At 40.9% G+C, this 26,498-nt stretch carries 28 protein-coding genes; 18 read left to right on the top strand and 10 right to left on the bottom strand.

Annotated features, from left to right (window positions below; genetic code table 11):
- From OFN91_RS06835 to OFN91_RS06825, 3 genes are all read left to right on the top strand, one after another.
- Nucleotides 1-2,317, top strand: a 2,317-nt coding sequence (locus OFN91_RS06835; protein ID WP_270873716.1) for a YadA family autotransporter adhesin, incomplete at its 5' end; no start/stop codon positions are given.
- A gap of 62 nt (nt 2,318-2,379) precedes the next feature.
- Nucleotides 2,380-3,159, top strand: a complete 780-nt coding sequence (locus tag OFN91_RS06830) for an OmpA family protein (RefSeq protein ID WP_270859222.1) — start codon at nt 2,380-2,382, stop codon at nt 3,157-3,159.
- Nucleotides 3,160-3,206: 47 nt separating this feature from the next.
- The gene (locus OFN91_RS06825) at nt 3,207-3,935 is read left to right on the top strand and encodes a tetratricopeptide repeat protein (RefSeq protein WP_270866607.1); all 729 of its coding nucleotides are present in this window, start codon (nt 3,207-3,209) and stop codon (nt 3,933-3,935) included.
- 7 nt (nt 3,936-3,942) lie between these two features.
- Here OFN91_RS06825 and recO read toward each other — a convergent pair whose 3' ends face one another.
- Nucleotides 3,943-4,557: a recombination protein RecO gene (recO, locus tag OFN91_RS06820; protein ID WP_270866608.1), complete on the bottom strand. Its 615-nt coding sequence runs from the start codon at nt 4,555-4,557 to the stop codon at nt 3,943-3,945.
- An 86-nt stretch (nt 4,558-4,643) separates the two neighbouring features.
- Between recO and accD the strand changes: the two genes are divergently transcribed.
- The 5 genes from accD (at nt 4,644) to OFN91_RS06795 (ending at nt 8,359) form a co-directional block, all read left to right on the top strand.
- Nucleotides 4,644-5,549, top strand: a complete 906-nt coding sequence (gene accD, locus OFN91_RS06815; RefSeq protein ID WP_270866609.1) for an acetyl-CoA carboxylase, carboxyltransferase subunit beta — start codon at nt 4,644-4,646, stop codon at nt 5,547-5,549.
- Nucleotides 5,549-6,001, top strand: a complete 453-nt coding sequence (locus tag OFN91_RS06810) for a 23S rRNA (pseudouridine(1915)-N(3))-methyltransferase RlmH (RefSeq protein WP_270862535.1) — start codon at nt 5,549-5,551, stop codon at nt 5,999-6,001. Before accD ends, OFN91_RS06810 begins: the two co-directional genes overlap by 1 nt.
- 7 nt (nt 6,002-6,008) lie before the next feature.
- Nucleotides 6,009-6,365 carry an RNA polymerase-binding protein DksA gene (gene dksA, locus OFN91_RS06805; RefSeq protein ID WP_270859227.1) on the top strand — a complete coding sequence of 119 codons (357 nt, stop codon included), beginning with the start codon at nt 6,009-6,011 and terminating at the stop codon, nt 6,363-6,365.
- A 2-nt stretch (nt 6,366-6,367) separates the two neighbouring features.
- Nucleotides 6,368-7,369: a LapA family protein gene (locus OFN91_RS06800; protein ID WP_270866610.1), complete on the top strand. Its 1,002-nt coding sequence runs from the start codon at nt 6,368-6,370 to the stop codon at nt 7,367-7,369.
- A gap of 63 nt (nt 7,370-7,432) precedes the next feature.
- The gene (locus OFN91_RS06795; RefSeq protein WP_270866611.1) at nt 7,433-8,359 is read left to right on the top strand and encodes a tRNA dihydrouridine synthase; all 927 of its coding nucleotides are present in this window, start codon (nt 7,433-7,435) and stop codon (nt 8,357-8,359) included.
- 187 nt (nt 8,360-8,546) lie between these two features.
- Here the strand turns inward: OFN91_RS06795 and OFN91_RS06790 are convergent, their stop codons facing one another.
- The 3 genes from OFN91_RS06790 to OFN91_RS06780 all read right to left on the bottom strand — a co-directional run bounded on the left by OFN91_RS06790 (nt 8,547) and on the right by OFN91_RS06780 (nt 10,271).
- Nucleotides 8,547-8,729, bottom strand: a complete 183-nt coding sequence (locus tag OFN91_RS06790; protein WP_270866612.1) for a hypothetical protein — start codon at nt 8,727-8,729, stop codon at nt 8,547-8,549.
- Nucleotides 8,730-8,738: 9 nt separating this feature from the next.
- A complete protein-coding gene (locus OFN91_RS06785) occupies nt 8,739-9,170 on the bottom strand; it encodes a hypothetical protein (protein ID WP_270865339.1) in 432 nt (143 codons plus the stop codon).
- Between the two features lie 270 nt (nt 9,171-9,440).
- Nucleotides 9,441-10,271: a prephenate dehydrogenase gene (locus tag OFN91_RS06780; protein ID WP_270865337.1), complete on the bottom strand. Its 831-nt coding sequence runs from the start codon at nt 10,269-10,271 to the stop codon at nt 9,441-9,443.
- A gap of 79 nt (nt 10,272-10,350) precedes the next feature.
- Here OFN91_RS06780 and bamA point away from each other — a divergent pair, with 79 nt between their 5' ends.
- The 10 genes from bamA to ribD all read left to right on the top strand — a co-directional run bounded on the left by bamA (nt 10,351) and on the right by ribD (nt 21,711).
- Nucleotides 10,351-12,600: an outer membrane protein assembly factor BamA gene (bamA, locus tag OFN91_RS06775; RefSeq protein WP_270859233.1), complete on the top strand. Its 2,250-nt coding sequence runs from the start codon at nt 10,351-10,353 to the stop codon at nt 12,598-12,600.
- Nucleotides 12,601-12,731: 131 nt separating this feature from the next.
- Nucleotides 12,732-14,111 carry a M23 family metallopeptidase gene (locus OFN91_RS06770; protein ID WP_270873715.1) on the top strand — a complete coding sequence of 460 codons (1,380 nt, stop codon included), beginning with the start codon at nt 12,732-12,734 and terminating at the stop codon, nt 14,109-14,111.
- 48 nt (nt 14,112-14,159) lie between these two features.
- Nucleotides 14,160-15,044, top strand: coding sequence for a UDP-3-O-acyl-N-acetylglucosamine deacetylase (gene lpxC, locus OFN91_RS06765; RefSeq protein ID WP_270873714.1), 885 nt, complete (start codon nt 14,160-14,162; stop codon nt 15,042-15,044).
- A gap of 51 nt (nt 15,045-15,095) precedes the next feature.
- Entirely contained in the window at nt 15,096-15,506 is a 411-nt protein-coding gene (locus OFN91_RS06760; RefSeq protein ID WP_270873713.1) for a glycoprotease, read from the top strand.
- An 8-nt stretch (nt 15,507-15,514) separates the two neighbouring features.
- Nucleotides 15,515-16,396 carry a homoserine kinase gene (gene thrB, locus OFN91_RS06755; RefSeq protein ID WP_270862543.1) on the top strand — a complete coding sequence of 294 codons (882 nt, stop codon included), beginning with the start codon at nt 15,515-15,517 and terminating at the stop codon, nt 16,394-16,396.
- A 232-nt stretch (nt 16,397-16,628) separates the two neighbouring features.
- Nucleotides 16,629-19,301 carry a translation initiation factor IF-2 gene (gene infB, locus OFN91_RS06750; protein WP_270873712.1) on the top strand — a complete coding sequence of 891 codons (2,673 nt, stop codon included), beginning with the start codon at nt 16,629-16,631 and terminating at the stop codon, nt 19,299-19,301.
- A 9-nt stretch (nt 19,302-19,310) separates the two neighbouring features.
- Nucleotides 19,311-19,676, top strand: coding sequence for a 30S ribosome-binding factor RbfA (gene rbfA / locus OFN91_RS06745; protein WP_270859239.1), 366 nt, complete (start codon nt 19,311-19,313; stop codon nt 19,674-19,676).
- Nucleotides 19,669-20,088, top strand: coding sequence for a ribosome maturation factor RimP (rimP, locus tag OFN91_RS06740; RefSeq protein ID WP_270873711.1), 420 nt, complete (start codon nt 19,669-19,671; stop codon nt 20,086-20,088). Before rbfA ends, rimP begins: the two co-directional genes overlap by 8 nt.
- Nucleotides 20,089-20,126: 38 nt before the next feature.
- Complete coding sequence (locus OFN91_RS06735) at nt 20,127-20,540, top strand: hypothetical protein (protein ID WP_270865330.1); 414 nt, start codon at nt 20,127-20,129, stop codon at nt 20,538-20,540.
- A complete protein-coding gene (gene ribD, locus OFN91_RS06730; RefSeq protein WP_270873710.1) occupies nt 20,533-21,711 on the top strand; it encodes a bifunctional diaminohydroxyphosphoribosylaminopyrimidine deaminase/5-amino-6-(5-phosphoribosylamino)uracil reductase RibD in 1,179 nt (392 codons plus the stop codon). Before OFN91_RS06735 ends, ribD begins: the two co-directional genes overlap by 8 nt.
- Nucleotides 21,712-21,762: 51 nt before the next feature.
- Here the strand turns inward: ribD and OFN91_RS06725 are convergent, their stop codons facing one another.
- From OFN91_RS06725 to guaB, 6 genes are read right to left on the bottom strand one after another with little or no spacing between them, the layout of a single operon-like run.
- The gene (locus OFN91_RS06725; RefSeq protein ID WP_270873709.1) at nt 21,763-22,278 is read right to left on the bottom strand and encodes a phosphotransferase-like protein; all 516 of its coding nucleotides are present in this window, start codon (nt 22,276-22,278) and stop codon (nt 21,763-21,765) included.
- An 8-nt stretch (nt 22,279-22,286) separates the two neighbouring features.
- Nucleotides 22,287-22,946 (bottom strand): HesA/MoeB/ThiF family protein, encoded by a 660-nt coding sequence (locus OFN91_RS06720; RefSeq protein WP_270873708.1) that lies wholly within the window; start codon nt 22,944-22,946, stop codon nt 22,287-22,289.
- Nucleotides 22,943-23,767, bottom strand: a complete 825-nt coding sequence (locus tag OFN91_RS06715) for a carbon-nitrogen hydrolase family protein (RefSeq protein WP_270873707.1) — start codon at nt 23,765-23,767, stop codon at nt 22,943-22,945. The genes OFN91_RS06720 and OFN91_RS06715 overlap by 4 nt, the downstream gene beginning before the upstream one ends.
- On the bottom strand, nt 23,760-23,954 hold the full coding sequence (gene xseB, locus OFN91_RS06710) for an exodeoxyribonuclease VII small subunit (RefSeq protein ID WP_270859252.1): 195 nt from the start codon (nt 23,952-23,954) through the stop codon (nt 23,760-23,762). Before xseB ends, OFN91_RS06715 begins: the two co-directional genes overlap by 8 nt.
- Entirely contained in the window at nt 23,944-25,050 is a 1,107-nt protein-coding gene (metX, locus tag OFN91_RS06705; protein ID WP_270873706.1) for a homoserine O-acetyltransferase MetX, read from the bottom strand. The genes xseB and metX overlap by 11 nt, the downstream gene beginning before the upstream one ends.
- Nucleotides 25,047-26,498: an IMP dehydrogenase gene (gene guaB, locus OFN91_RS06700; RefSeq protein WP_270865324.1), complete on the bottom strand. Its 1,452-nt coding sequence runs from the start codon at nt 26,496-26,498 to the stop codon at nt 25,047-25,049. Before guaB ends, metX begins: the two co-directional genes overlap by 4 nt.

Raw genomic sequence — 26,498 nt, 5'->3', positions numbered from 1 at the left:
TATAACAGTAGCAACTATTGATAATCCAAATTTCAATAGTGTTCAATTCGGTGATAATGGTCCAAAAATCAGCAGTGACGGCAATGGTAATATCAAAGTTGGTGATGAAAACGGAGGAGCAGTTAAGATTACAAATTTAGCTCCTGGTGAAGCTGATACAGACGCAGTCAATGTATCTCAACTAAAAGAGGCAGCTGAGGGTAATAGAACTTATCTTACTGTTGATGGTGGCACAGAGGCTGGAACAAAAGGTGCTTACACAGGTGGTAACCTAAAACTTACTCATGGCGGTGAAGATAACAACACCTATGACCTAAAACTTGCTAATAACCTAACAATAGGTGAAAAAGGTGAAAATGGCAAACCTGGCGAAGATGGTCAAATCAAAGTTATCGACAAAGATGGCAATGATGGTGTAACTATTGGAGCAAAAGATGGCGAGGGAACTATCGGTATCAATGGTAAAGATGGTAAAGACGCCGAAATCACAGTAGCTAAGGGTAAAGATACTCTAAGTAATGAAGAGCCGGGCAGAATTATCTACACTACAACAGATAAAAATGGTGACCCTGTCGAGCTACAAGTTGCTACTATGGAAGACGGCTTGAAATTTGACGGCAATTACCAAAAAGGCACTGGCAAACCTATCGCCAAAGCTCTAAATGAGACAGTTACTGTCAAAGGCACACACGATAAAGGTATCGATAATCTAAGCACTGGTAATATCGGCGTTATCAATGACGGAAAAGATTTGATTGTCGAGCTAGCCAAAGATATCAATATCAACAGTGTCCAATTCAATGACGGTCCAAAAATCACAAATGACGGCGATAATATCAAAGTTAGCAAAGCTGACGGAAGTGCTACAAAAATCACAAATGTCGCAGCTGGTGAGGATGATACAGACGCAGTGAATATGTCTCAACTAAAAGAAGTTGAAAGCAAAATCAAGGCTCCAAATACTGTTAGCTCAGAAAATGGCTCTGTAAAAATTGCTGAGACAACAAATGCTGACGGTGGCAAGAACTATGACTTGAAAGTCGCTACTAAACAAAATTCTGACGGCACTGTAAGTATGGTTACTTATGATGACAACGGCAAAGAAATCGATAGCCCAGTTCAAATCAAAAATGTTGCTCGTGGTGTTGATGGCACAGACGCTGTTAATGTCGATCAATTAAAAGATTATATTATTGGTTCGACAGACGACCCAGAGGGCAACAAAAATATCCATTACGATACTATCAATATCAATGGTAAGGATTATGAAGTCGTAGTTGATAAAAACAATCAACCATTGCTTAAAACTTACAATGTCCATACTCGAACAGAATACTGGACAAATAGTGTCGCAGAGGCTATTTCTAAGATGAACGAGCAAGGTATCAAGTTCTTCCACACAAATGACGGAAAAGTTACCCCTGTGAAACAAGGAGAAAACGAAGTGGATTCATCAGCTGCTGGTTCATACTCTACTGCGATAGGCTATCAAGCAAGCGTAGGAGCAAATGGCACAAATTCTATTGCTATCGGTGTTGGTTCGACCGTTACAGGAAGTAACTCTATCGCTATCGGAACTGGAAATACAGTAACAGGCAACAACTCTGGTGCGTTTGGTGATCCAAACACTGTATCTGGAACTGGAAGTTACGCTGTGGGTAATAATAATACCGTATCTACAAATGATACATTTGTAGTTGGTAACAATGTAACTAGCACAGTTGCAGACTCATTATTTCTAGGTAGCAGAACAGCTTATGTAGCAGATGACGAAGGTAGAACAAATAGAACAAAAGGTAACACAACAGGCTACAACAGTGCAGAAGTTAAAGCTAGAAATGCAAACGGCGAGTATGTTAAAATCGGTGTGAATAATTTTGCTGGTGGCAACCAAGTCAAAGGCGTAGTAAGCGTTGGTAATGCTAATGAAACTCGCCGTATCCAAAATGTCGCACCTGGTCTAATCAGCAAAGACAGCACCGATGCGATCAACGGCTCACAACTATACTCTGCTATCGAGGGTATCGCCGAGCATTTGGGTAGCAACATAACAAATATCAATCAAAGAATTGATAATGTTAGAGATGAGGCTAGGGCTGGTATCGCTTCTGCTATCGCTATCGGCAACCTACCACAATCTACAATCCCTGGTAAGGGTATGCTAAGTGTGGGTACTGGTTATTATCAAGATGAGGGTGCTCTATCTATTGGTCTATCAAAAATGTCAGACAATGGTAAATGGGTATTTAAATCATCTATCTCAGTCGATACGCAAGACAACATTGGCGCAGGCGCGTCTTTGGGCTTCCACTTCTAAGGTAGCCTAGTGCGAAACCGATGAATTTCGGTTTCGCTTTTTTTAAATTTAAAGGGTAAAAAATGAAAAAATCATTACTATCAGCTCTAAGTTTGGCTGGAATTTTATTTTTTAGTGGTTGCACCACTCATGTAAGCGACAATATCCCAGAAGACGGCGTCATGCAATGGGACGATGTGACTTTTTTGGATATGAACAAAACATGGATTGATGCTCCAACTCACCCAAATGCCGAAAATTTAGGCAAAGTAGAAAAGGGTATGAGCAAAGACCAAGTATATTTCCTAATCGGCCACCCGCACCACCAAGAGGGCTTGTATGCGGTTAGAGAGTGGGATTATGTATTTAATTTAAAGAAAAAAGCTGGCGATCCTGATAAAATTTGCCAATTCAAAATCATCTATGACAAAGATTATCGCGTAGGAAGCACATTTTATAATCCAAAAGGTTGTGCTGATGTAGCCCCTGTGCAGCTACCGAACCAAAATGTCGAGCTAGAATCTGACTTTTTGTTTGACTTCGACAAAGACAACCTTAAAGCCGAGGGCCACGAAAAAATCGCAGCTGTCGCCAAAGATATCGATGTAAATATGGTAAGAAGCGTTAAGGTTTATGGTTATACTGATCCGCTAGGAAGCGACGCTTACAACAAAACTCTATCACAACAACGCGCAAATATGGTCAAAAACGAGCTTATCGCAAATGGAATCCCAGCTAGCAAAATCCAAGCTATCGGCATGGGCGAGGCAGATCAGGTCAAATTCTGCCCAGGCGAAAAAGGTGCCGCGCTAAAAGAGTGCCTCAAACCAAATAGACGCGTCGTAATCAAAACTATTTATTAACAAATTTGGGCTAATCTTAGCCCAAATTTCACTTCAAAGGGGTTAGTTTGAAAAAACTAATTTTAATCTTTTTATTTTTCTCAAATTTATTTGCTATCGAAGATACGAAATTTATCGCGTGCGAAAAGGGCGACGCGCAGGCGTGCTATGAGGTGGGACTTTTGCTTTATATGGGGCAAAGCACTGCCAAAGACGATGAGGGCGCGGTTTTGTTCTTTAAAAAAGCGTGCGATAAAAAGCACGATAATGCCTGCGTAGCTTACGCGCAAATGTTAGAAAACGGCCTTGGAATCAAGGCGGATAAAAACGCAGCCTTGAATTTATACGAAAACGGCTGTAAGCAAAAAAATGTCCTTTCGTGCAAAGGGGCTGAGAGATTGCACTCTGCTTCGAATAAAAACAAAAAAAGATTAAGTGAAATTCGCGCGTTTTTGTGCAAAAATGGCGAGGACGAATACTGCGAAAATGCCCTTGTGACGCTAGAAAACACAAAAGCTGTGGCAAGGCTGGATAATGACTGCAAAAACGGCAATAAAGATTCTTGCGAAACCTTGGTGAATTTGTATTTTAAAGCCCAAGGCACGCCTGAAAATATCCAATCAGCGATTTTTTACACAGATAGGCTTTGCAAGCTAGATGTAGCGACTTCGTGCCGAAATTTAGCCATTATTTTCCAAGGTCAAAGCGATATTGAAGGGGCGAAAAACTACTACGCCAGAGCCTGCGCTATGGGTGATAAAATTTCATGCTCGGAGTATAAAAAGCTAAGCAAATAGCCTAAATTTAAAAGCCTTGAAGCGTGATGGCATACAGCCTTTCAACTGCGTCATCTTCTAAATTTAGCGAATTTTGACTTTGCAGAAATTCTAAAATTTCGCCCCAGTTAAAGCCTTTTTGGTGCAAACAATGCTCGTGAGCGGGCAAAAATCCGCGTGTGAGTGATACTGCGCCGCTAATCTCTTCGTCGCATAAAAAACAAAATGGCTCGCTGTGAAGTCTGCCTTCAAATTCTAAAATTTTAGCGTAACTTTCGATAATTATTCGGCGTGGATTTTGGCGGCCAAAGCGCGAAGCAGCGGTATTTAAAAGCTCATAGTAAAATTTATCAAGCTCGTTTGCGTCCTTTAAATGCGCGCCCAGTAGCCTGATGAATTGCTGCCAAAAAATGAGTTTTTCTCTATTTATCAGCCAGCCGTATCCTAGGTGCATGACATTGCTTAGGCGCGGGAGGAAATTTTGGTTTGAGACTAGCTCAAAATCTATTTTGTATCCTTGTGTGATATTTGGGTGTCTGGCACCATAAAAGCGATACGCGCGCACTAAGGCGTCAGCGCATAGCACATCTACTATACAATCTTCGTCTTTGATTTTTGTGACTTTTAATATAAATCCTTGCATGGTTATATTCTAGCGAAATTTTAAATTTAAATAAAGAAAAATAGGTTAAAATTGAGAGTTTAATTTTGCAAAATTAAAGGAATATTATGAATTTTGGAGATTTGTTTTCAAAGATTCGTAGAGCCCAACCAGAAGCTTCTGAGGCACCTGCGCATTGGGTTAAGTGTCCTGGTTGTGCTTCTTTGATGTATTTTAAGGAGGTGGAACAAAACCACCATGTCTGTCCTAAATGTAACTATCACATGCGTTTTAGCGCAGATGAGCGAATCGCGCTAATCTGTGATGAGGGTTCGTTTGTAGAGTGTGATAAAACCCTCGAACCCGTTGATCCGCTTAAATTTGTTGATAAAAAATCATACAAAAAACGCATAAGTGAGGGGCAGGAAAAGACAGGCAGAACGAGTGCTGTCGTCGCTGGCGAGGCTAAAATTTCAAAACAACCTGTGCAATTAGTCGTTTTTGATTTTAATTTTATGGGTGGAAGCCTTGGCTCGGTAGAGGGCGAAAAAATCGTGCGAGCCGTCAAACGCGCGCTTGATAAAAAGCAAGCCTTGATTATCGTATCAGCTAGCGGTGGAGCTAGAATGCAAGAAAGCACATATTCGCTAATGCAAATGAGCAAAACTTCGGCTGCGCTTAAAATTTTAAGCGAAAACAAAATCCCATTTATCTCTGTTTTGACAGATCCTACGATGGGCGGAGTTAGTGCGTCATTTGCGTGGCTAGGCGATATTATCATCGCTGAACCGGGTGCATTGATTGGCTTTGCTGGTCAAAGGGTCATCAAACAAACAATCGGAGCAGATTTGCCAGAGGGTTTCCAACGCTCAGAATTTTTGCTAGAACATGGATTAATCGACGCTATCGTGCCAAGAGCGCAAATGCGTCAGTATCTAAGCGATATGGTAAATATGCTAACAAATACCCCAGTCCAACTCGATGATAGTAGCGATGAGGGGCTATTTGATACGCACGGCGAAGAAGACGAATAGTGCAGATTATCGTTAATTCTATACAAAAAGGCACCGACGAATTTGCGAGCGAGCTAAACGAGTATCGCAAAATGTCGGCTAAATTTGCTAGCATAAAAGATGAAATTTTCTTTAACGCTAGTATCGCAAAGGCTCAGACGATTGATAGAGCCAGCGCGCTTAGGGCGTATGACGAGGTTTATATGCCTAGATTAAAAGGTTATAATATCGCCCTTGACGAGAGGGGCGAAGAGCTTGATAGTATGGAATTTGCTAAAATTTTAGACGGGAAAAATTTGGTTTCATTTTTCATAGGCGGTGCTTACGGGCTAAGCGATGATTTTAAGGGCAAATGCGATAAAATCATCAGCCTAACAAAGCTAACTTTGGCACATAAAATTGCAAAGCTTATGCTCTTTGAGCAAATTTTTCGTGCGCTTTGTATAAATGCAAATCATCCATACCATAAGTGAGGGTAAAATGAAAAAAAGTGAGTTGAAAATTTACAAAAAACTTTTAGAAGAAAGAAAAGCCGAGCTAAGCGCTAATATCAACAGCGCGACAAAAGATATCGAGGAGCTTAGAGAGCACGGCGCGACAGATGAGATTGATGTAGCTAGCATGGATACGGATTTGACGATTGAGTATTCGATTGGGCTAAAACAAAGAGAGAGCCTAAATAAAATAGTCTCTGCGCTAGAACGCATCGAAAACGGCACTTATGGCGAGTGTTTGGAGTGTGGCGAGCCAATCAGCCCAGAAAGGCTAAAAGTCCGCCCAGAATCAAGACTATGTATTTCTTGCAAAGAACTTGCCGAAAAAGCACAAAGGAGATAATGATGAAGGCAAAACAATTTTTTGTATATTCAGTGATATATATCGGTATCATCGCAGCTGTGATTTTCACGCAAGAAAGCGCGAGCTACACCCTAAGCGTGCTTGGATACTCTCTCACACTGCCTGTGGCTGTGTGGGTAGTGCTGCCATTAGCTTTGTATATGATACTTGCACTTTGTCATTTGGGCTTTTATGGTTTTATGGTTTATCGCAAAAACCGCGCTATACAAAAAGATGTAAGCTCGTATGATGAGATGACAAAAGAGGTTTTGCTAGGATTAGAGACGAACCGAAATTTCAAAACAGAGTTTTTCAAAGATCCAAGCGATATAACTAAAATTTTGTCTCCATGGTATGATAGTAGCGAGCTTGATATCAAAAACGAAAGCCTAAAAGAGATAGTTGATGTCGTCGAAAAGGTAAAAAACGGCGAGGTCGTGGATTTGAAAAAATACAAACTCCCTAAATCAAACGGTATGTTTTTACAAAACGAGCTAAACCGCCTTGATGCCGAGCCTGATTATGCGCGCGAAATTTTAAAAACAAAGGGCGTTTATAACGATCAAATCACCAAAAAAGCATATAAAATTTTAGTCGATAAGGGCGATTATAGCGCGATTAAAACCTATAAAGAATTCCAAGACACCGACGATATCAAGCGTATCGTAGAAAGAGCTGCTGATGAGAGCGAGTTTGAGGTCAGTAGCGAGGAGCTGTTTAATCTCATAAATAGCGATAAATTCAGCGACAAAGACTTCATTTATTTTGCCAAAAAGCTCAAAGACCACCTAAATCCGGAGCAATACAGAACCTTTTTCGAAAGGCTCAAAAACCAAAATTCAAGCGCGACAGAGGCGTATTTGTATGCGCTATATGAGCTTGGTATGATTGATGAGCTAAGAGAGCAGCTCCACATGAGCGACGGCGACGAATTTGATAAATTCCAAATTTTGCTATTTTTACGCGACAATGGCAAATCAGTGCCAGCTTCGCTGATATTCTAAATTTCGGGGCGCAAATTTGTAAATTTTGTAAATTTGCAAATTCGCGCCCTTTTTACACAATCAATGAATTTAAATAAATTTTTCGAGACAAAACCGCTTTTTTTAGCCCCTTTGGCTGGGTTTTCAGATCCGCCACTGCGCGGTGTGGTGAAAAAATTCGGCGCTGATGCGACGATAAGTGAGATGATTAGCGCAAATGCCCTGGTGTTTGAAAACGACAAAACCCTAAAAATGCTAGAAAAAAACGAAGCAGAAGAGCCCTTTTTCGTCCAAATCGCCGGAAGCGACGAGGAAGTGATAAAAAAGGCGGTTTTGATTTTGAATAAATTTGACGGATTTTGCGGGATTGATCTCAACTGCGGCTGCCCTGTGCCAAAGGTCGTGAAGCAAAACTCAGGCTCCGCGCTTTTGCTGGATTTGGACAAGATGGCCCGAATTTTAGAAATCATCAAAACTCACTCAAACAAAAAATTCGTAAGCGCGAAAGTTAGGCTTGGCTTTGCTAGCGTTGATATCGAAAATATCGCGCGCGCGGTGGAGCGAGGCGGGGCTGATTTTATCGCGGTGCATGGGCGCACGAGGGCTGGTGGATACAGCGCGCAGGTCGATTACGACGCAATCGCGCAGGCAAAAGGTGCCGTGCAAATCCCGCTCATCGCCAACGGCGACATTAGCTCGCAAAATGCCGAATTTGTGCGAAGCACGACCGGCGCAGACGGGCTTATGATAGGCAGGGCAAGTATCGGGCACCCGTGGGTTTTCGCCGAGATTAAACAGGGGCAAAGTGCTAGCGCAGAGCTGAAAAAAGAGATTATTTTGGAGCATTTTGCGCAGATGATAGCGCACTATGGGACGCACGGCGTGGCGATTTTCCGCAAACACCTGCACGAATACTCCAAGGGCTACGCAAACGCTAGCGCATTTCGCGAAGAGATAAATCACATAGAAAATGTAAATTTAATGCGAGATAAAATTTTGGAGTTTTTTTAAATTTTGGTTTTTTGTCGTTGCGAGATGACGCGCTCATCGTGCAATCCAGTAAAATTCGAAGCAAAATTTAACTTAAATTTATCATTGAACGAAGTTTTGAAATTTTACAACAACACTGACCTTGAATTTTAAATTTGTGGCAATGAATTTAAAGGATTAAATTTGGTGCCACAAAAACAGAAATAGTTTAAATTTGTAAATTTAAAAATTCAGTATCAACGATACTGACCGAGATTTGGATACCACCAAAATTTACAATATTTCCATAACTTTGTAAAATCATAAAATATAAAAATAAAGAAACAAAGCTTGAATTTAGTAATTTGAATTTTAGTTTTAATTCATCTTTGTTTTTATATGTTCCAAACATTTCAACCCTTTAATAAATTTTTCCTGTTTCTTTATCTACCCAACCAATATAGGGGCAACGCTGATACCAAAAATGTATATATTCATCATCGGTTCCCTCTAAACCTTTTAAGTGTATTAAATTTTTAGGAAACACTTCTCTTATGTATTCAACTATTTTGTCTGATGTTGTATTCCAAAATTTAATTCCTCGAATTTCTTTTTCTGTTTCATTATCAATAGGACATCGAACTAAAATTATTCCGTCATCAATTAGTCTTTTAAAAAGTGCAAGAAATATTTCTGCTTCTTCGGCATCGGTTAGCTCTCTTTTTAGTTGTTTTGAAAAGAAATCGTTTCCCCACCCATATAATGCTTCTGTATGATACCCAAAATATTCTTTATATATGTAATCTATTTGTTTATTACTAAACATTTTGGAGTTTATAACTAATTCTTTCACTATAAACTCCTTATTTAAACTTTAATTCTATTTTCTTTTTAGTATTTGGTAAATTGTTTATTTGTAAAGCACCGTAGGGTGGGCATCCTTGCCAACCGAATTTTATATTTTTATCAAATTTCATCATTTTTAATCCTTTAATTAACCATTGCAGTGAGAAAAAATAACCAAAATATTACAACCGCGTCATTGCGAGCCTAGCGTTGCAATCTAACAAAATTTAGATAAATTTCAAACTCGTAGATTGCTTGCGCGACAAATCAGGCAAATTTACAAAATCTCGCGCAGTGTCCTTGCGCTGTGCATCCAGCTATCTAGCTCGCTCCACTTTTCGTTTTCGATCATATCGGTGCAAATTTGAAGCTCTTTTTTGAAAGACTCTATCGATTTTAACAAATTTTCTTTGTTTTGTTTGAAGATATCGACCCACATTTCAGGGCTTGATTTGGCGATTCTTGCCATGCCAGTGAAGCTTCCGCCGGCTAAATTTATGATATTTCGACGATTTTCCTCTTTTAAGACACTATTTACGAGCGAGTAGCTAATCGCGTGTGGCAGGTGCGAGATGAGCCCCACATGGTGGTCGTGGCTGAGCGCGTCCATAAAGACAATCTTCATACCCGCAAACGAAAAAATTTCAACCGCGCGTTTGACATGTATTTCATCGGCGTTGTTATCGTCGCAGATGACGACTACTGCGCCGTTTAGTAGCTCTGAAAACGCCGCGCTTGGGCCTGAGTTTTCCGTGCCTGCCATAGGGTGAGCGGCGATGAAATTTCCTCTAATCTCTGGCGGGCAACTTTGCAAAATTTTAAATTTCGTGCTTCCTAAATCGATGATTGTGGTTTCCTTGCGCGCGTCTTTTAGCTGGGCTAGCGTCGTGATAATCGCCTCGACTGGGATTGCGAGAAAAATCACATCGCATTTTTGCTTCATCTCTTCGATACTTAAAATTTCATGCACCAGCCCCAGCTCCAAGGCCTCTTTTTCGTTTTCCCTAGAAATATCGTATCCGCTAACCGTGCTAATAATCTTTGATTTTTTCATACAAAGCCCGAGCGAGCCACCTATCAAACCTAAGCCTATAATGCCTATTTTCATAATTTTCCTTTGTAAATTCTTTTTGATTAATTTTAATATGCTATTATACGCAATTATTTTCATTTCTAGGTAAAATTTTATGAGAAAAAGTTTGTTTTTATTATTAGGTGGGGTTTCTGTTGCTTGTGCAGCGCAAATCCAAACTATTAAATTCGAGGGTTTAAAACACCTATCTCCGCAAGTTGCAGCTGCTATTTCTGGCCTACAAATAGGCGATCAAATCACGGGCGAAAACACAAACCGAGCGATCTCAAATCTCTTTGCTCAGGGCTATTTCGAAGATGTGTATATTAGCGAACAGGGCGGAAATGTAACAATTAGCGTAAAAGAAAAACCAAGCGTGGCCAAAGTCGATATCAAAAATGTCGTTACAAACGACCAAGACGCTATCAAAAATCTAATCGGACTTCGCCCAGGACAGGTCTATGATGAGGTTTTGGCAAAAAACGCTGCCGCTAGAATCAAGCAATTTTACGAAGTAAAGGGCTTTTTTGACACTGTTGTCGAAGTTACCCCAAAACCGCTTGATAGCGAAGGAAACGCCGTGCATGTCATAGTCGATGTCAATAGAGGCGAAAACATCATCATCGAAAAGGTAAATTTGATCGGCGCTAAAAAGCTAGATTACGATGATATCGAACCAGCTGTTTCAAACAAACAACGCGAAGTATTTGGCTGGCTATGGGGCTTTAACGACGGACAGCTAAAAGCTAATGAGTTGCCAAACGACGCAAATAGAATCCAAGAAGAATACTACAAAAAAGGCTACCTCGACGCTAGGGTATCTGCCCCAATCGTAAATGCCGATACTGGCGATTACACCGCGGATTTGACATATTATGTAACAGAGGGCGAGCGTTATAAGGTCAGCAGTATAGATATCGACTGCCCAGAAAATGTAACTATGGATAAAGAAAAGGTTATAAGCGATCTAAAACTCGAAAAGGGCGACACGATGAATTCGGACTGGATGCGTCGCGATATCCAAAAAATCGAAACCTTAGTCGCTGATCAAGGATATGCTTATGTCAAGGTTGTCCCGCAAACCGATCAAGACAGAGAGGCTAAAACCATAGGCATAACTTATAAAATCATACCTGAAAATAAAGTCTATATCAGAAATGTAACAATCTCTGGCAACGACAAAACAGAAGATAAAGTCGTTAGACGCGAAATGTATCTAACCGAGGGAAATTTATTTAGCAGAACCGATTACGCTGATTCTATCGCGGCTCTTAAACGCACGGGATATTTCGAAAATGTCGAAATCAAAGAAACTAGGGTGAGCGACGATCAGCTAGATTTAGAAGTCGTAGTCCAAGAAACCCCAACCGGCTCGATTACAGGCGGTATCGGATATGGTAGCGATGATGGATTGCTACTAAGTGGTGGAATTAGCGATAGAAATGTCTTTGGAACAGGACTAAGTGGCTCAGTATCGGTAGAAAAATCAGATGATAAATTAAGCGGTAGAGTGAGCCTTACAAATCCTAGAATTTTCGATTCAGAATACAGCCTAGGCGGTATGGTCTTTGCTAATGATTATGACTGGGACGATTACGAGGAGAAATCTTACGGATTTGCCTTGACGCTTGGCAGAAAGCTAGGACGAAATTTAAGCGCAAGTCTGACATACTACCTAGAAAAGACAGAAATCGAAGGGCTAAACGAATACTACGCAGCCGCTGGTTATCGTAACCATGAAAGCATAAAAAGCTCGATTACACCAGCGCTTACATACAATAGCACAGATGATTACTATCTGCCACGAAGCGGTATCATAGCCACAGCTAGCCTAGAATACGCTGGACTTGGCGGAGATATCGAATTTACCAAAGCCAAAGGAAGCTTTAATTACTACTTTGGATTGCGTGATTATATCGATTACGATTTGATTTTCCGCTACAAAGCTGCGGCTGGATATGTTTGGGATAGAGGCGATCCGCTTCCAATCAACGAAAAACTATTCCTAGGCGGTATTAGGACGGTGAGAGGATATAATTCTAGATCGATTCCGCGTAAAGAAATTTGCGTAGCTAGTGGTAGCTGCCGTTATGTCGAAACCGGTGGTATGCAAAGCTTCAACAACTCAGTCGAGCTAAGCTTCCCTCTAATCGATCGTATGAAAATGCGCCTTGTAACATTTTTCGATTATGGTATGATAGGCGACAATGACTGGAACGAGGAAGAGCGATATAGCGCAGGTGCTGGTATCGAGTGGCTGACACCGATGGGGCCGTTGCAGCTGTATTTCACAAAACCGCTTAACGAAAAACCACACGATAAGACAAATAGTTTCGAATTTAGCATTGGAGCTAGATTTAACTAAAATTTGGCGTAAATTTTGGGTAAATTTCACTTTTACCCAAAATTTAACCTTAATGAAATTTAACCAATCCTTTACTTACGATTTACAAAAACTCAGTAAAATCAGGCTTTAATTTAAAATCAAGGTAATTTATGTATAGAAATCGAAGCAGAATAAATCCTAAAATTTTCATTTTTTTAATACTAATTTTGGCGATAGCTTATGGAGTTTTTCATTTTTTAACCTCGCCTAAATTTGAACAAAATCCCCCTAAAATCGAAATCGCAGATGAAATTTACTGGAATTTAATCTCGCCTTTGAAGGTTAAAATTTCAGATGACACAGGCGTAAAATCAATAAAAGTAAGCCTAAATGACGGGGAAAATTTAACTCCATTAAAAGACGAAGAGTATGGCATAAGCCAAAAAGAGCTAGAAATTGCAGTTGAATTTCCAAAAAATTTAATCCTAAATAAAGATAAAAAATACAAACTACACATCGAAGCTGGCGATATTAGCGCGTGGAATTTCACCAAAGGTAACAAAACCGATAAAGTCGTAAATATCATCATCGACAACAAAAAACCTTTGATAAATTTGGTCGCAAATTCGTATAAAATCACCAAAGGCGGCTCGGCTGTGGTTGTTTTTAGCGCTAGCGATGAAATGCTAGATGAGGTTTTTATCCGCACAAATTACGGCAAAATTTTCAAAGCTACGCCGTTTGTCAAAGAAGGCTATTACGCTTCGCTTGTAGCCTGGCCGGCAAACGAAGATGAATTTCGCGCAGAAATCGTAGCAACAGACAAGGCTGGCAATGTCAGCTCGTCGCAGATTCGCTACTTTTACAGCGACAAAAAATACAAGGTCTCGCAAATCAAACTTAGCGAAAATTTTCTCTCAGGCAAGGTTAGCGATCTAGCCAGCCAACATGCGCAAAATTTCAACTCTATGAGCGATTTGGATAAATTTAAATTTGTAAATGAGACTTTGCGGGAGCAAAACGCCAAGGATCTGCACGCATTTACGAGCAGGGTGCATGAGGATATGATAAGCGAGTTTTCGCTTCGTCCGTTTTATCCGCTTGCAAAGGGCGCTGCGGTAGCGAGTTTCGCCGATCACAGGCTGTTTTTCTTAAACAGCGAGCAAGTTAGCGAGAGCTGGCACATGGGGCTTGATCTTGCTAGCGTGGCAAATGCGGATATCAAAGAGAGTAATTATGGCGTGGTCGTGTTCTTGCAAGATAATGGAATTTATGGCCTAAATTTGGGCGTTTATTATGGATTTGGAGTTTATGGTGTGTATGCGCACTGCTCGAATTCAGCCCTTAGTGTGGGCGATCAGGTCAAACCAAACGATATCTTAGCCCAAACTGGCGCCACTGGCTTTGCTTTTGGCGATCATTTGCACTTTGGTATAGTGGTTCAGGGCGTGGAAGTAAGGCCGGAGGAGTGGATGGATCCGAAGTGGATCAAAGATAATGTGAGCGATGTGCTCGAAAGTGCAAAAAAAGTTATCGAAAAAGGAAAATAAATTTCAAATTTTTCGCTATAATGCAAAAATTAATGAAATGAGGGAAAAATGAGACAAAGAACAATAGCTAAAAAAGTCCATAGTGTCGGTATCGGATTGCATAAAGGTGAGCCAATCAGACTTACATTGGAGCCTTTGGAAGCAGGTAGCGGAATAGTATTTTATAGAAGCGACCTTGGAATTAGTTTTAAAGCAACGCCCGAAAATGTCGTAAATACCCAAATGGCAACTGTCGTGGGCAATGAAAAGGGCTATATTTCTACGATAGAGCACCTAATGAGCGCGATTTCAAGCTATGGAATCGACAATATTCGCATTATCGTCGATGCGAACGAAATCCCTGTAATGGACGGAAGTTCGGCGAGTTTTTGTATGCTTTTGGACGAGGCTGGGATCAAAGAGCTAGATACGAATAAAAAAGTCATTATCATCAAACGCGATGTCGAGGTCAAAGAGGGCGATAAATTCGTCCGCCTAAGCCCAAGCGCAAGGCCTAAATTTGATTATACGATTAAATTTGCAAATCCGATTATCGGCACACAGCACCATGTCTTTGAATTTAGCAAAAAGGCTTATATTAAAGAAATTTCTAGGGCAAGAACATTTGGATTTTTAAAAGATGTTCAAGCGCTTCGTTCTATGGGGCTAGCACTTGGTGGAAGCCTAGAAAATGCCGTCGTAATCGACGATAATAAAATTTTAAACCCAGAGGGTTTGCGCTATGAAAACGAATTTGTCCGCCATAAAATTTTAGACGCTATTGGCGATTTGGCACTTAGTGGAGCGCCTATTTTGGGCGATTACACATCATTTGCTGGAAGCCATGATCTAAATCATAAGCTCACCGAGGCTGTATTTAGCGACGCTAAAAATTACGAATTAGTCGAGCTAAACGCACAAATCGTAAGAGAGTATCAAAAAGCTTTCGCGTAAGGGCAAAACATCAAAGAAATCAGCGTTTTAGTCGTAGCACTCACTTCGCCCGTGCTTGTCGGTATTTACGAGAAAAATGACAAAATTTTAGAATTTTCTAGCGCGCCAGGGCAAAAAGCCGATGAATTTTTGGTAGAAAAATTTTCTCAAATTTTAAAAGAGTATAAAATTTCAGAGCTTATCTATGCGAACACACCCGGCTCTTTTATGGGTATAAAAGTTAGCTTCGTAATGCTAAAAACGCTTAGTATCGCCCTAAATTTGCCACTTTACGCGGTCAGTGGATTTGAGCTAAATGGATTTTTGCCGATTAGGGCAAACAAGGCATTTTCATACATTTACGAAAATGGCGAGATAAAAATGGCAAAATTAGAGCCTGTTCCTATGAAATTACCGCAAAATTTATCAACTTTAAATAAAAGCAATGATATACTACCAAATTACATTATTGATGCAGTTTAGGAGAAAATTTGATTATAAAAATTCCCGCCACCAGCGCAAATTTGGGACCAGGCTTCGACGCACTAGGACTTAGTTTAGAGCTTTTTAACGAAGTAGAGATTTGCGAAAATAGCTTTCATTGTATCTCGTTAAACGGATACGGAAGCGAAAAGGCGTGGCTTAAAAAAAATAATGCGTTTTTAAACATTTTCCGCGAAATTTACACCAAACTAGGCGGAAATCCAAACCAAAATTTCAAAATTTCATTTCAAAACAATATCCCATTTTCGCGCGGTCTTGGAAGCTCGTCGGCTGTGATAGTCGGAGCAATCGCGGCAGCGTATTATATGCGTGGATTTAGCGTGGATAGGGGCAAAATTTTAAATCTCGCCCTAGAATACGAAAACCACCCTGACAATATCGCCCCGGCGACTTATGGCGGGTTTGTTTCGAGCATAACTTCTGGCAAAAATGTCTATTCGCAAAAGTGCGAGATCGACGCTGATATCAAGGCTATCGTCGTTATCCCAGATACGCCAATGCCTACAAACGAATCTCGTGGAAAATTGCCTAAGAGTTTTACTATCAAAGATTGCGTGAGCAACCTTTCGCACGCTGCGTTTTTGACGGCGTGTTTTATGAAAAAAGATTATGATAGCCTAAGGCTTGCTTGTGTGGATAAAATGCACGAGGAGGTGCGTATGAGCGCGCTACCTGAGCTGTTTAGCGTGCGCGAAGTGGCTTACGCAAATGGCGCGATTATGAGTTCTCTCAGCGGTAGTGGCTCGACATTTTTAAATTTAGCCCATGCTAGCGACGCGCAAAAGATAAAAAATGCGCTGGCGGATAAATTTAAAAATTTCAAGGTAGAAATTTTAAATATAGATAATAACGGCTTTAATATTAGCTAAGAAAAAGTAAGATATAATTTTATGAATAAACCGATAAGAATGTGCGTTATTTGTAGAGGTAGATTTGCTAAGGCGGGGCTTAATGCCTTTGTGCAAAATTTCAAAAAAGAAAATTCAAAACGGCAATTTTATATTTGCAATCAATGTATAAATCAAAAAGAAAAAATTATTAAATATTTATCAAAATTTAGAAAATATGAAAATTTTGAGATTATTAAGGAGAGGGTTTTAAATGGCTGAGGGAGTTAAAATCAGTGACATCGCGGCTGAGCTTGGATACGCAAGCAAAGACATTATCGAAAAAGCGCAAGAAATGGGCTATACTAAGGTCAAAACCGCGTCAAACAAGGTAAGCAACGAAGAAGCAGCGGCTATATATGAGTATATTCAAACAGGAATTTTGCCAGAGTCTTTAAAGCCAAAATCCAGTGCTAAAAAAGCTCCTGTGAAGCCAAAAAAGCAGAGCGAAACCAAAAAAGATGAGCCTAAAAAAACTCAGAGCAAAAAAACAGAGCCAAAGGCTGAAAATTCTCAAAGCAAAGAGCCAAAGTCTGAGCCAAAACCTGAGCCAAAAGAGGAAAAGCCGCACTCTCAATCAAAAAGCGAAACAAAAATCGAAGCAAAAGCCGAAATTAAAACCGAGCCAAAATCCAAGCCCGAAGCGCAAACCCCTCAAATAAATAGTGGCGAAAGCCTAGCTAGCGAGAGTTTGCAAAAGCGCCGTGGTTTGGTGATAGTCAAAAAGAAAAAAGACACCGAAGCACCAAAAGTGGAAAAACCAAGCGAAAGTCGCGAAAAGGTAAGCGCTAGCTTGGAAGCGATTTTCTCAAACGCTGAGTTAAATTTGAAAAAGAAAAAAGCTGAAAAGAAAAAAATCGCCGTTTCTAAAAAAGAGGATACCCAAAAAATCGATTTGGTTAGCGACCACGAACTAGCGGACATTGTCATCGATGATGATGAAGATATGGTAGTTTTGCCGGATCTCACCGTTAAGCCTATTCAAGTCGAAAACAAAACAAAAACCAAAAATCAACCAAATATTTACAAAGGTTCGCAAACGCAGTTTTACGGAAACGATACGGGCATTAGCCGTGGAAGTCGAAAAAAACATAAAAAAGTCGTCAAAAAAGATGATGAACAGAGCGTAACTTCTGTAAATATCCCAAAAGAAATTCGTGTTTATGAATTTGCCGAAAAAATCAAAAAACAGCCTAGCGAAATCATTTCAAAGCTATTTTTGCTTGGTATGATGACGACTAAAAATGACTTTTTGGACGAAGATGCGATTGAGATTTTGGCAGAAGAATTTGGCATTGAGGTAAATATCGTAAATGAAGCCGAAGAATTCGACTATGTCAAGGCTTACGAAGATGAGGTTGTAGAAGAAAATTTAACCACAAGAGCGCCAGTAATTACCATTATGGGGCATGTCGATCACGGAAAGACTAGTTTGCTTGATTTCATTAGAAATTCACGCGTCGTAAGTGGCGAAGCAGGTGGTATCACCCAACATGTGGGTGCGTATATGGTCGAGAAAAACGGACGAAATATCACATTTATCGATACCCCTGGACACGAAGCATTTACATCTATGCGCGCCAGAGGTGCAGAAGTTACCGACATTGTTATCATCGTGGTTGCGGCAGATGACGGCGTAAAACCACAAACAAAAGAAGCCGTAAATCACGCCAAAGCTGCCGGTGTGCCGATAATCATCGCTATCAATAAAATGGATAAAGAAAACGCAAATCCTGATTTGGTAAAAACAGGACTTGCGGAACTTGATATAATGCCGACCGAGTGGGGCGGAAGCTATGAATTTGTGCCGATTTCAGCTAAAACAGGTATGGGAATTGAGGATTTGCTTGAAATCGTCTTGCTTCAAGCCGATTTGCTTGAATTAAAAGCCGATAAAACTCGCCAAGCAAAAGCAACCATTATCGAAAGTTCGCTTCAAAAGGGTCGCGGTCCTGTCGCTACCGTCATTGTCCAAAACGGCACACTAAAAGTGGGTGATACGGTAGTTGCGGGTGTGGCGTATGGAAAGGTTAGAGCTCTAAATGATGATAAAGGCAAAAAGCTAAGCTCGATTGCTCCGGGTGAGTGTGGTGTCATCATCGGTCTTAGCGAAGTTCCAGAAGCTGGTGAAACGCTAATTGGCGTTGGAAGTGACAAAGAAGCAAGAGAGTATGCGAGCCGAATTTACGAGCACCAACGCCAAAAAGAGCTATCAAAATCGACAAAAGTTACAATCGACGAACTAAGCGCAAAAATCGCAGAGGGCGAGTTAAAATCGCTTCCTGTTATCGTAAAAGCCGATGTGGTGGGCTCTCTTGAAGCTATTAAGGCAAGTTTAGAAAAACTTCGCAACGACGAAGTTAAGGTAAATATCATACACTCAGGCGTTGGCGGTATCACGCAAAACGATGTGGGTTTGGCAAGTGCGAGTGAAAACTGCGTGATTTTGGGCTTTAATATTCGCCCGACAGGCGAAGTAAAAGAAAAAGCCAAAGAACGCGGTGTAGAGATCAAAACCTACAATGTCATTTATAACCTGCTTGACGATGTTAAGGCGATTTTGGGCGGATTGATGAGTCCGATTATCAGAGAAGAAGACCTTGGTCAAGCTGAAATTCGCCAAGTCATCAATGTGCCAAAAATCGGACAAATCGCGGGCTGTATGGTTACAGAAGGTAGTATCCAAAGGGGAGCTAAAATTCGCGTAATCCGCGATGGCGTGGTGGTTTTCGAAGGAAATATTAGCTCACTAAAACGCTTCAAAGATGACGCAAAAGAGGTCGCTAAGGGCTTTGAGTGCGGGGTTGGCATAGACGGATACAATGATATGCGCGTTGGGGATTTCATCGAAAGCTTCAAAGAAAAAGAAGAACAAGCCACGCTATAAAGGTGATTTATGAACGCTCACGAAGTTAGACGACTACGAACCGCAAGTGTCCTAAAAGAGCTGATTCCACAGGCTTTATCGCAGCTTGATGATGAGTTTTTGCACGGGCTTTGCGTAACCGATGTCGAGTGCAAAAGAGGACGCTATGACGCCTTTGTATATCTCGATAAAATGGGCTTAGACGAAAGGGAACAAGAGCTAATCTTGGCAAAACTCAAAAAAGTAAGCCGTTTTATCCAAAACCACTGTATGGAAGCCGAGGGCTGGTTTCGCTCACCTGCGCTTCACTTCAAATTCGACGATAGGCTCGAATACCAAAATAAAATGGACGATTTGTTTGAAAAAATTAGTAAGGATTTAAATAAAAATGGTTGATTTAAACGCTCTTGCCAGCGAGTGTGGGCTGGAATTTTACGATTGCGAAACAGCTAGTGAAAACGGCAAAACGATTTATAGAGTTTTTGTAACTAAGCAAGGTGGCGTGAGCTTAGAAGATTGCGAAAAACTAAGTCGCATTTTATCTCCGATTTTCGATGTAGAACCGCCTGTTTCGGGCGAGTATTTTTTAGAAGTATCGAGTCCTGGGTTGGAGAGAAAACTAAGCAAAATGGAGCATTTTAGCAAAAGCGTGGGCGAGTTAGTCAAAATAACCACGAGCGAAAAAGATAAAATTTGCGGAAAAATTCTTAAATTTGAAGATGAAAATTTATACTTAGACACCGACGACGGCGAAATTTGCATTAAATTTAGCGACATAAAAAAGGCGAAAACTTATATTGAGTGGTAAAATTTGTAAATTTTAAAATCAAATTTTGAGGTAATTCAATGAAAAAAATTCTTTTATTGTTTTTCGTGGTAGGATTTATGTTTCTATTTGCAAATGATCAAGGCGATAAATTTTGTCAAGTAGGCGACCCAGATTGCGATAAATATGCAGCAGAAATAGATGAAAATAAAGAAAAATTCATAATTTACGCAGCAGATGCTTGTGAAAATAAAAAAGATTTGAGCTATTGTCATAATCTTGGTGTTTATTTAACTCAAAATAAATTATACAAATATGCAAGAGATTACTACACAATAGCCTGCGATTTAGATTATGGTCCTAGTTGCTATAATTTAGCTTATTTAGAAGAATTTGATGAAAAAATTGAATTATCTAGAAAATATTTTCAAAAGGCTTGTGATTTAGGCGTTAAAGAGAGTTGCGACGAACTAAAAAGATTAGAAAATGACTGACGAATTTTATATGAATTTGGCTCTAAATGAAGCGTGGAAGTATCAAATTTTAACCTTTCCAAATCCTGCTGTGGGGTGCGTAGTAGCCGATACGCACGGCAAAATTTTAAGCATAAATTCTCATAAAAAGGCAGGTTTCTTACACGCCGAAGCAAATGCCGTTTTTGTGGCACTTTGTGAGATAAGCGATGAATTTTTAAATAAATTTTTGCAAATTTATGAAAGCGAATTTGGCGTGGATTTGAGCGAAATTTGCAAAAATCCGCAAAATCTAATCTATGGCGATTTTTTTGAAAATTTCGGTGCAGTATCCGCAAAATCACGCTTTGCAAATCAAATTTTAGAGTTTAAAAATTTAAACGCAAATTTCGTTTATGAATTTATCACGCAAAATCATGGCAATTTACTAAAAAATGCCATTGCTTTTGTTACTCTCGAACCCTGCGCCCATATCGGTAAAACCCCATCATGCGCCTTTTTGCTTAAAAATTTGGGCTTTAAAAAAGTCGTAATCGGCGTGGCGGATTTAAACGAAAAAGCTAGTGGCGGTGGCGAAATCTTAGCGCAAAGTGGCGTGGAAGTGGAATTTGGCGTTTTAAAAGACGAGTGCGGCGCGCTTTTAAAGCCGTTTTTAGCGTGGCAAAATGGCGGAAATTTTAGCTTTTTTAAGCTAGCTTTTTCTGCAAACGGCGTGATTACGGGCGAAATTTCAAATTTAAAATCTCGCACATTTTCGCACTATTTACGCAATGTTTGCGACGCTTTGCTTATCGGCGGAAATACCGTCCGCACCGACCGCCCGAAGCTCGATACTAGGCTGATTTTAAGCGGAAAAAATCCAGATATTTTTATCTATTCTAGGCAAAGCGAATTTGATAAAACTATTCCGCTTTTTGGCGTTGAGGGCCGAAATGTGCAAATCACAAATGATTTGCAAACTGCCTTAAATTCGGGCTTAGTGATGATTGAAGGTGGGCAAAATTTACTAAATGAAATTGCTAAAAGCGTGAATTTATTTCTATTTTTCCGCTCAAACGAGCTTAAAATGGGTGAAAATTTCAAAAGCGATTTGAAATTTAAGCCACTTTTCACAGCCAAATTCGGTAGCGACGAATACGGCTGGTATGAGCTAGAAATCCAAGAAAAAAAAGAAAAAAATGAACAATATTGAAAAAGCACTTTGGTATTTTTTGTTTTTGTGAATACCTAAATCCGAGTAAATTTAAAGCTTACTTATAGTTTTTTCATAATCATCATCAATCAAAACGATTTTCTCGCCGTTTTTGGCAAAGCCGTTTATAAAATTTTGATTATCCGCTTTTAAATTTTCTTTTGTGCAGGTTGTATCATCAAGCCTATTTTCTATATCACAGCTATGTTTTTTGATTTCATCAAAATTTTCATCGATAAATTTATCGCTCATCGCTAGGGCTATAAAACGAATTTGGCGCAAATATTTTTCACTAAAATCGCTCCGCCAAGAAAACGGCACATAACAACCTTCGATGATTAAATTTTGCCCGTTTTCAATCGCAGTTTTGATTATTTCACGCACGATTTGCCATAGATAGGGCGTTAGTGCTTCATCGTCATTTGGGGTAAGATTTGTATTTTTTGAGCGAATTAGCCCCATTTTTAGGTGATCGATTGAAAAATACGGAAATTTATACTTTTCCAACAATCTTTGTGCCAAAAGCGTTTTTCCCGTATGCGAAGCGCCCGTTATGAGTATAACCATTTTTTGCCTTAAACAAGAGCGATTTTTTTGGTTTCAAATTCGCCCGAGAAAAAATTTAGATAATAAAGCGTGTCTTTTTTCACGCTCAAACCCGCTAAATAGCGCAAAGCTAAATTCGCCGCAAAACTCGCTGCAAACATCACAATCGGCGCAGCAATTCCAGCTGGCGTGGCGCCCAAATTTGGGAAAAATTTGAAATTTGCCTCGCTTACGAAGCAGACCTGCACCTGAAAGCTATCGACCGAGCTAAACACCCATGGCGTGGCAGTTTGCTTGGCAAACTCGTCGATTTGCGCGCGAGTGGCGAGATTGTCAGTCGCATCTAAAATCAGGTCAAATTTATCCGCGCAACTAGCAAAAAATTCATCAGCTTTCATTTTGTGCGTATTCACACGCACTCCATCGTATCGAGCCTGCACGCGCTCTTTGAAAATATCGGCCTTGTATCGTCCCTCATCGCTTAGCGAAAATAAAATTTGCCTGTGGATATTATGAAGTGACACTGTGTCGAAATCGACAATGTCAATCCGCCCGATTCCGCTGGCTCCTAGCGCATACGCAAATGAGCTTCCAAGCCCGCCAGAGCCGATGATTAGGACGGATTTTTGCGCTAGGGAGTTTTGGGTATCCTCGCCCCAAAGCTGGATTTGTCTATGGAAAAATTTCACGCAAAGCCTTTGTTTTTCAAATTTGCTTTAAAGCCCCAAAATTCCGTAGCTTCGCGCACGATTGCTGGGTCTATTTCACACATTAGCGCGCCCTCTTCGTCACGCAATTCGTTGATAATCTCGCCGTAAGGATTCGCTAGGAAACTGCCACCATAAAATTTAAAGTCCATATCGCCGAATTTCGCCTCGCCTATGCGGTTTGTGCGCACGATATACGCCGAGTGCGTGAAGGCTCGCATTTTAAGCAGTTCTGCCCAGCGCAAATTTGACTCAAATGTCGAAGCTGTGGGGATTAGCACGCAATCAACGCTTTCGTGGTCGAAGCGTTGCCACACCATATCAAAATGCGCTTCAAATCCAAAACAAACGCCAAATTTCGCCTCGCCAACCTCGAAAATCAGTGGCTCAAATTTGCCGTTTTCGTGAATTTTAGCGTTTAGGAAAAACTCGTCCTCGTTCCAGTGCGAGTAGTTTATCAGCATAGTTTGATCGTAAAATTTCACGCCAGAGGGGCTAAAATGCGCGCAGGATTTGATCCATGCGATTTCGCCAGTCTCGCTACTGCTTTGGCGGATTATGGGCGCGATGATGTTTAGGTCGTATTTTTTGGCCAAATTTTGCATTAGCTCTATTTTGTGTTCGCTTTGTTTTTGCGTGATTGAGCTTGGCATGTGTTTTAGCTCGGTAAAAAACGAATTGAGCGTGTATTCGCCCAAAACCACGATTTTTGCGCCGTTGTCGTGGGCTATTTTCATATAATAATCAATGCGATTTTCGCTCATCGAAAGCGTGGCGAGTTGTAGAGCGCAGATTTTAATCATTTTGCGCACCTTCGTTTATTTGCGTGATTTCAAGCTTGGCGTTTTCTAAAATTTCCTTCGCCTCTTTTAGCAGGCAAATTCCGCTTTTATACAGCTCCACAGAGCGATCTAGCGTGATGTCTTTGTCGTTTAAGCTCTCCAATAGCTCGCCTATTTTTTTCATTTTTTCTTCGAAATTATCTTGCATCTAAAACCCTTTTAATGATATAGTCAAATTTTTCCACCTCGACCAAAAATGCGTCATGTCCGTAATCGCTGTCGATTTGCGTGTAAAACACGCGCTCTTTCGCGCCAAGATCAATCATACATTTATACATTTCCTCCATTAAATTTGGCGGAAACAAAATATCGCCAGAAAACGAAATCAAAAATAGTTTCGCGCGAATTTGCGCCATGGCGTTTTTTAGCGAGCCATAATGCCTCGTGCAGTCGAAAAGATTCATCATTTTTGCGATATAAAGGTAGCATAGCGGATCGAAGCGATGAGAGAAATTTCCCCCATTGTAGTCTAGGTAGCGATCTACTTGAAATCTGCCGTCAAGCTCGTAAAGTCCGTCAGTTTCTACATAATTTCGCCCAAATTTTTCGTTCATTGACGCTGGACTTAAAAAGCTAATATGCCCAGCCATGCGACCTACTGCCATGCCGTTTAGGCCGGATTTAGCGATTTCATCTTTGTCATAATACCCACCTTTGAAATTTGGATCGCTCTTAATCGCGCTGATTGCGATTTTATTAAAGGCGATTGCCCAAGGCTGCGTCGCATAAGTGGTAGCTAGTGCGAAAATATTTTCGGCGAAATTTGGGTATTCGATTGCGTAGCACAGAGCCTGCATACCGCCTAAACTCCCGCCGATTACGGCTTTTACGCGCGAAATCCCAAGCTCGCTTAGCAATCTAACCTGCGCCTTTACGACATCTGAGATGACAAGCACAGGAAAGCGTGTGCGATACTCCTTGCCGGTGCTATCGTCGATATCTAGCGGACAGGTCGAGCCAAAGGGCGATGAGAGGATATTTATGCAGATGACGAAAAATTTGCTCGTATCCACTGCCTTGCCATCGCCGATTAGGCTGTCCCACCAGCCAGCCTTGCTCTCGCCCTCATATCTGCCAGCAGCGTGTGCGCTACCGGTTAGAGCGTGTGTGATGACAATGACATTTGATTTATCAGAATTTAGCTCGCCGTAAGTTTCGTAAGCTAGGTGAAATTTAGAAAAAACACGACCGCTCTCTAAATAGAGCGGTTCGTTAAAATAGTGGGTTTTGGTTTGGATTTTCACTGATTAACTCGGTAGTTTGGCGCTTCTTGCGTGATGATGACATCATGGACATGGCTCTCTTTAAGTCCTGCGCTTGTGATTTCGACAAATTCAGCTTTTTCTTGCAAGGTAGGGATATCCTTGCTTCCGCAATACCCCATAGCACTGCGCAAACCACCTACTAGTTGGAAGATTACATCTTTTAGCATACCAGCATAAGGGACGCGTCCTTCGATGCCTTCTGGGACGAGTTTTTCTTTGGCGGTGCCTTCTTGGAAATATCTATCAGAGCTTCCTTTTTGCATAGCACCGATTGAGCCCATACCGCGGTATGTCTTATACTGGCGACCTTGGAAGGTGATTAGCTCGCCAGGGGTTTCGTAGCACCCAGCTAGCACGCTTCCCATCATTACTGAGCTAGCACCTGCTGCTAGGGCTTTGGCGATTTCGCCTGAGTATTTGATACCGCCGTCTGCGATGATTGGAACGCCAAATTTAGCCGCTTCGTTTGCGCAATCTACAATTGCGGTAAATTGTGGCACGCCCACACCTGCGACGATTCTAGTGGTGCAGATTGAGCCCGGTCCGATACCGACTTTTATCGCGTCTGCGCCAGCTTCGGCGATATCTTTGATAGCCTCTGGGTTCGCGACATTTCCTACTACGACATCGACATTTAGCTGTTTTTTAAGCTCTTTTAGGGTGTTTATGATGCCTTTGGTATGTCCGTGAGCAGAATCCATTACAATCGCATCTACGCCTGCTTCGACAAGGGCTTTTGCACGATCAATCTGACCTACGCCAATGGCGGCTGCTACGCGAAGTCTGCCATAAGCGTCTTTGTTTGCAAGAGGGTATTCGATGCGTTTTTTGATATCTTTTATGGTAACTAAGCCCTCCAAATGGTTGTTTTCATCAACAATCGGAAGTTTTTCTACCTTGGTGCTGCGGAAAACTTTCTCAGCGTCATCTAGCGTCGAGCCCTTTTTGAGCGTGATTAGTGGCATTTTAGTCATTTTATCGCCAACGCGCGCTGAGGTATCGCTTTCAAATCTCAAATCGCGGTTAGTTAAAATTCCGATTAATTTATGCTCGTCATCGACGACTGGAATTCCGCTAATGTGGTATTCAGCCATTAAATTTAGCGCATCTTGCACGCTGGCCGTGGCTTTGATAAAAATCGGATCGATGATGACGCCACTCTCGCTTTTTTTCACTCTTTTAACCATTTTGGCTTGGCTTTCGATATCCATGTTTTTGTGGATTACGCCAATCCCTCCAAGGCGAGCCATCATGATAGCTGTGCGATACTCGGTAACCGTATCCATAGCAGCACTCACAAGTGGCGTATTTAGAGTGATATTTTTGGTAAATTTCGTCTTTAAATCTACATCTTTTGGTAAAATTTCAGAGTATTGTGGCACCAACAAAACATCTTCAAATGTCAAAGCTTTTTTCAAAATTTTCAT

Source organism: Campylobacter sp. JMF_08 NE1, from assembly GCF_027737875.1.
Classification (GTDB): domain Bacteria; phylum Campylobacterota; class Campylobacteria; order Campylobacterales; family Campylobacteraceae; genus Campylobacter_B.
This window is presented reverse-complemented; position numbering and strand designations above follow the sequence as displayed.

Bases quoted from the DNA above. Each gene is read 5' to 3' on its own strand.
- OFN91_RS06830 (WP_270859222.1), top strand. From the start codon at position 2,380: ATGAAAAAATCATTACTATCAGCTCTAAGTTTGGCTGGAATTTTATTT.
- recO (WP_270866608.1), bottom strand. From the start codon at position 4,557: ATGCAAGGATTTATATTAAAAGTCACAAAAATCAAAGACGAAGATTGT.
- accD (WP_270866609.1), top strand. From the start codon at position 4,644: ATGAATTTTGGAGATTTGTTTTCAAAGATTCGTAGAGCCCAACCAGAA.
- dksA (WP_270859227.1), top strand. From the start codon at position 6,009: ATGAAAAAAAGTGAGTTGAAAATTTACAAAAAACTTTTAGAAGAAAGA.
- OFN91_RS06800 (WP_270866610.1), top strand. From the start codon at position 6,368: ATGAAGGCAAAACAATTTTTTGTATATTCAGTGATATATATCGGTATC.
- OFN91_RS06795 (WP_270866611.1), top strand. From the start codon at position 7,433: ATGAATTTAAATAAATTTTTCGAGACAAAACCGCTTTTTTTAGCCCCT.
- OFN91_RS06790 (WP_270866612.1), bottom strand. From the start codon at position 8,729: ATGTTTGGAACATATAAAAACAAAGATGAATTAAAACTAAAATTCAAA.
- OFN91_RS06780 (WP_270865337.1), bottom strand. From the start codon at position 10,271: ATGAAAATAGGCATTATAGGCTTAGGTTTGATAGGTGGCTCGCTCGGG.
- bamA (WP_270859233.1), top strand. From the start codon at position 10,351: ATGAGAAAAAGTTTGTTTTTATTATTAGGTGGGGTTTCTGTTGCTTGT.
- OFN91_RS06770 (WP_270873715.1), top strand. From the start codon at position 12,732: ATGTATAGAAATCGAAGCAGAATAAATCCTAAAATTTTCATTTTTTTA.
- lpxC (WP_270873714.1), top strand. From the start codon at position 14,160: ATGAGACAAAGAACAATAGCTAAAAAAGTCCATAGTGTCGGTATCGGA.
- infB (WP_270873712.1), top strand. From the start codon at position 16,629: ATGGCTGAGGGAGTTAAAATCAGTGACATCGCGGCTGAGCTTGGATAC.
- rbfA (WP_270859239.1), top strand. From the start codon at position 19,311: ATGAACGCTCACGAAGTTAGACGACTACGAACCGCAAGTGTCCTAAAA.
- rimP (WP_270873711.1), top strand. From the start codon at position 19,669: ATGGTTGATTTAAACGCTCTTGCCAGCGAGTGTGGGCTGGAATTTTAC.
- OFN91_RS06735 (WP_270865330.1), top strand. From the start codon at position 20,127: ATGAAAAAAATTCTTTTATTGTTTTTCGTGGTAGGATTTATGTTTCTA.
- ribD (WP_270873710.1), top strand. From the start codon at position 20,533: ATGACTGACGAATTTTATATGAATTTGGCTCTAAATGAAGCGTGGAAG.
- OFN91_RS06725 (WP_270873709.1), bottom strand. From the start codon at position 22,278: ATGGTTATACTCATAACGGGCGCTTCGCATACGGGAAAAACGCTTTTG.
- OFN91_RS06715 (WP_270873707.1), bottom strand. From the start codon at position 23,767: ATGATTAAAATCTGCGCTCTACAACTCGCCACGCTTTCGATGAGCGAA.
- xseB (WP_270859252.1), bottom strand. From the start codon at position 23,954: ATGCAAGATAATTTCGAAGAAAAAATGAAAAAAATAGGCGAGCTATTG.
- guaB (WP_270865324.1), bottom strand. From the start codon at position 26,498: ATGAAAATTTTGAAAAAAGCTTTGACATTTGAAGATGTTTTGTTGGTG.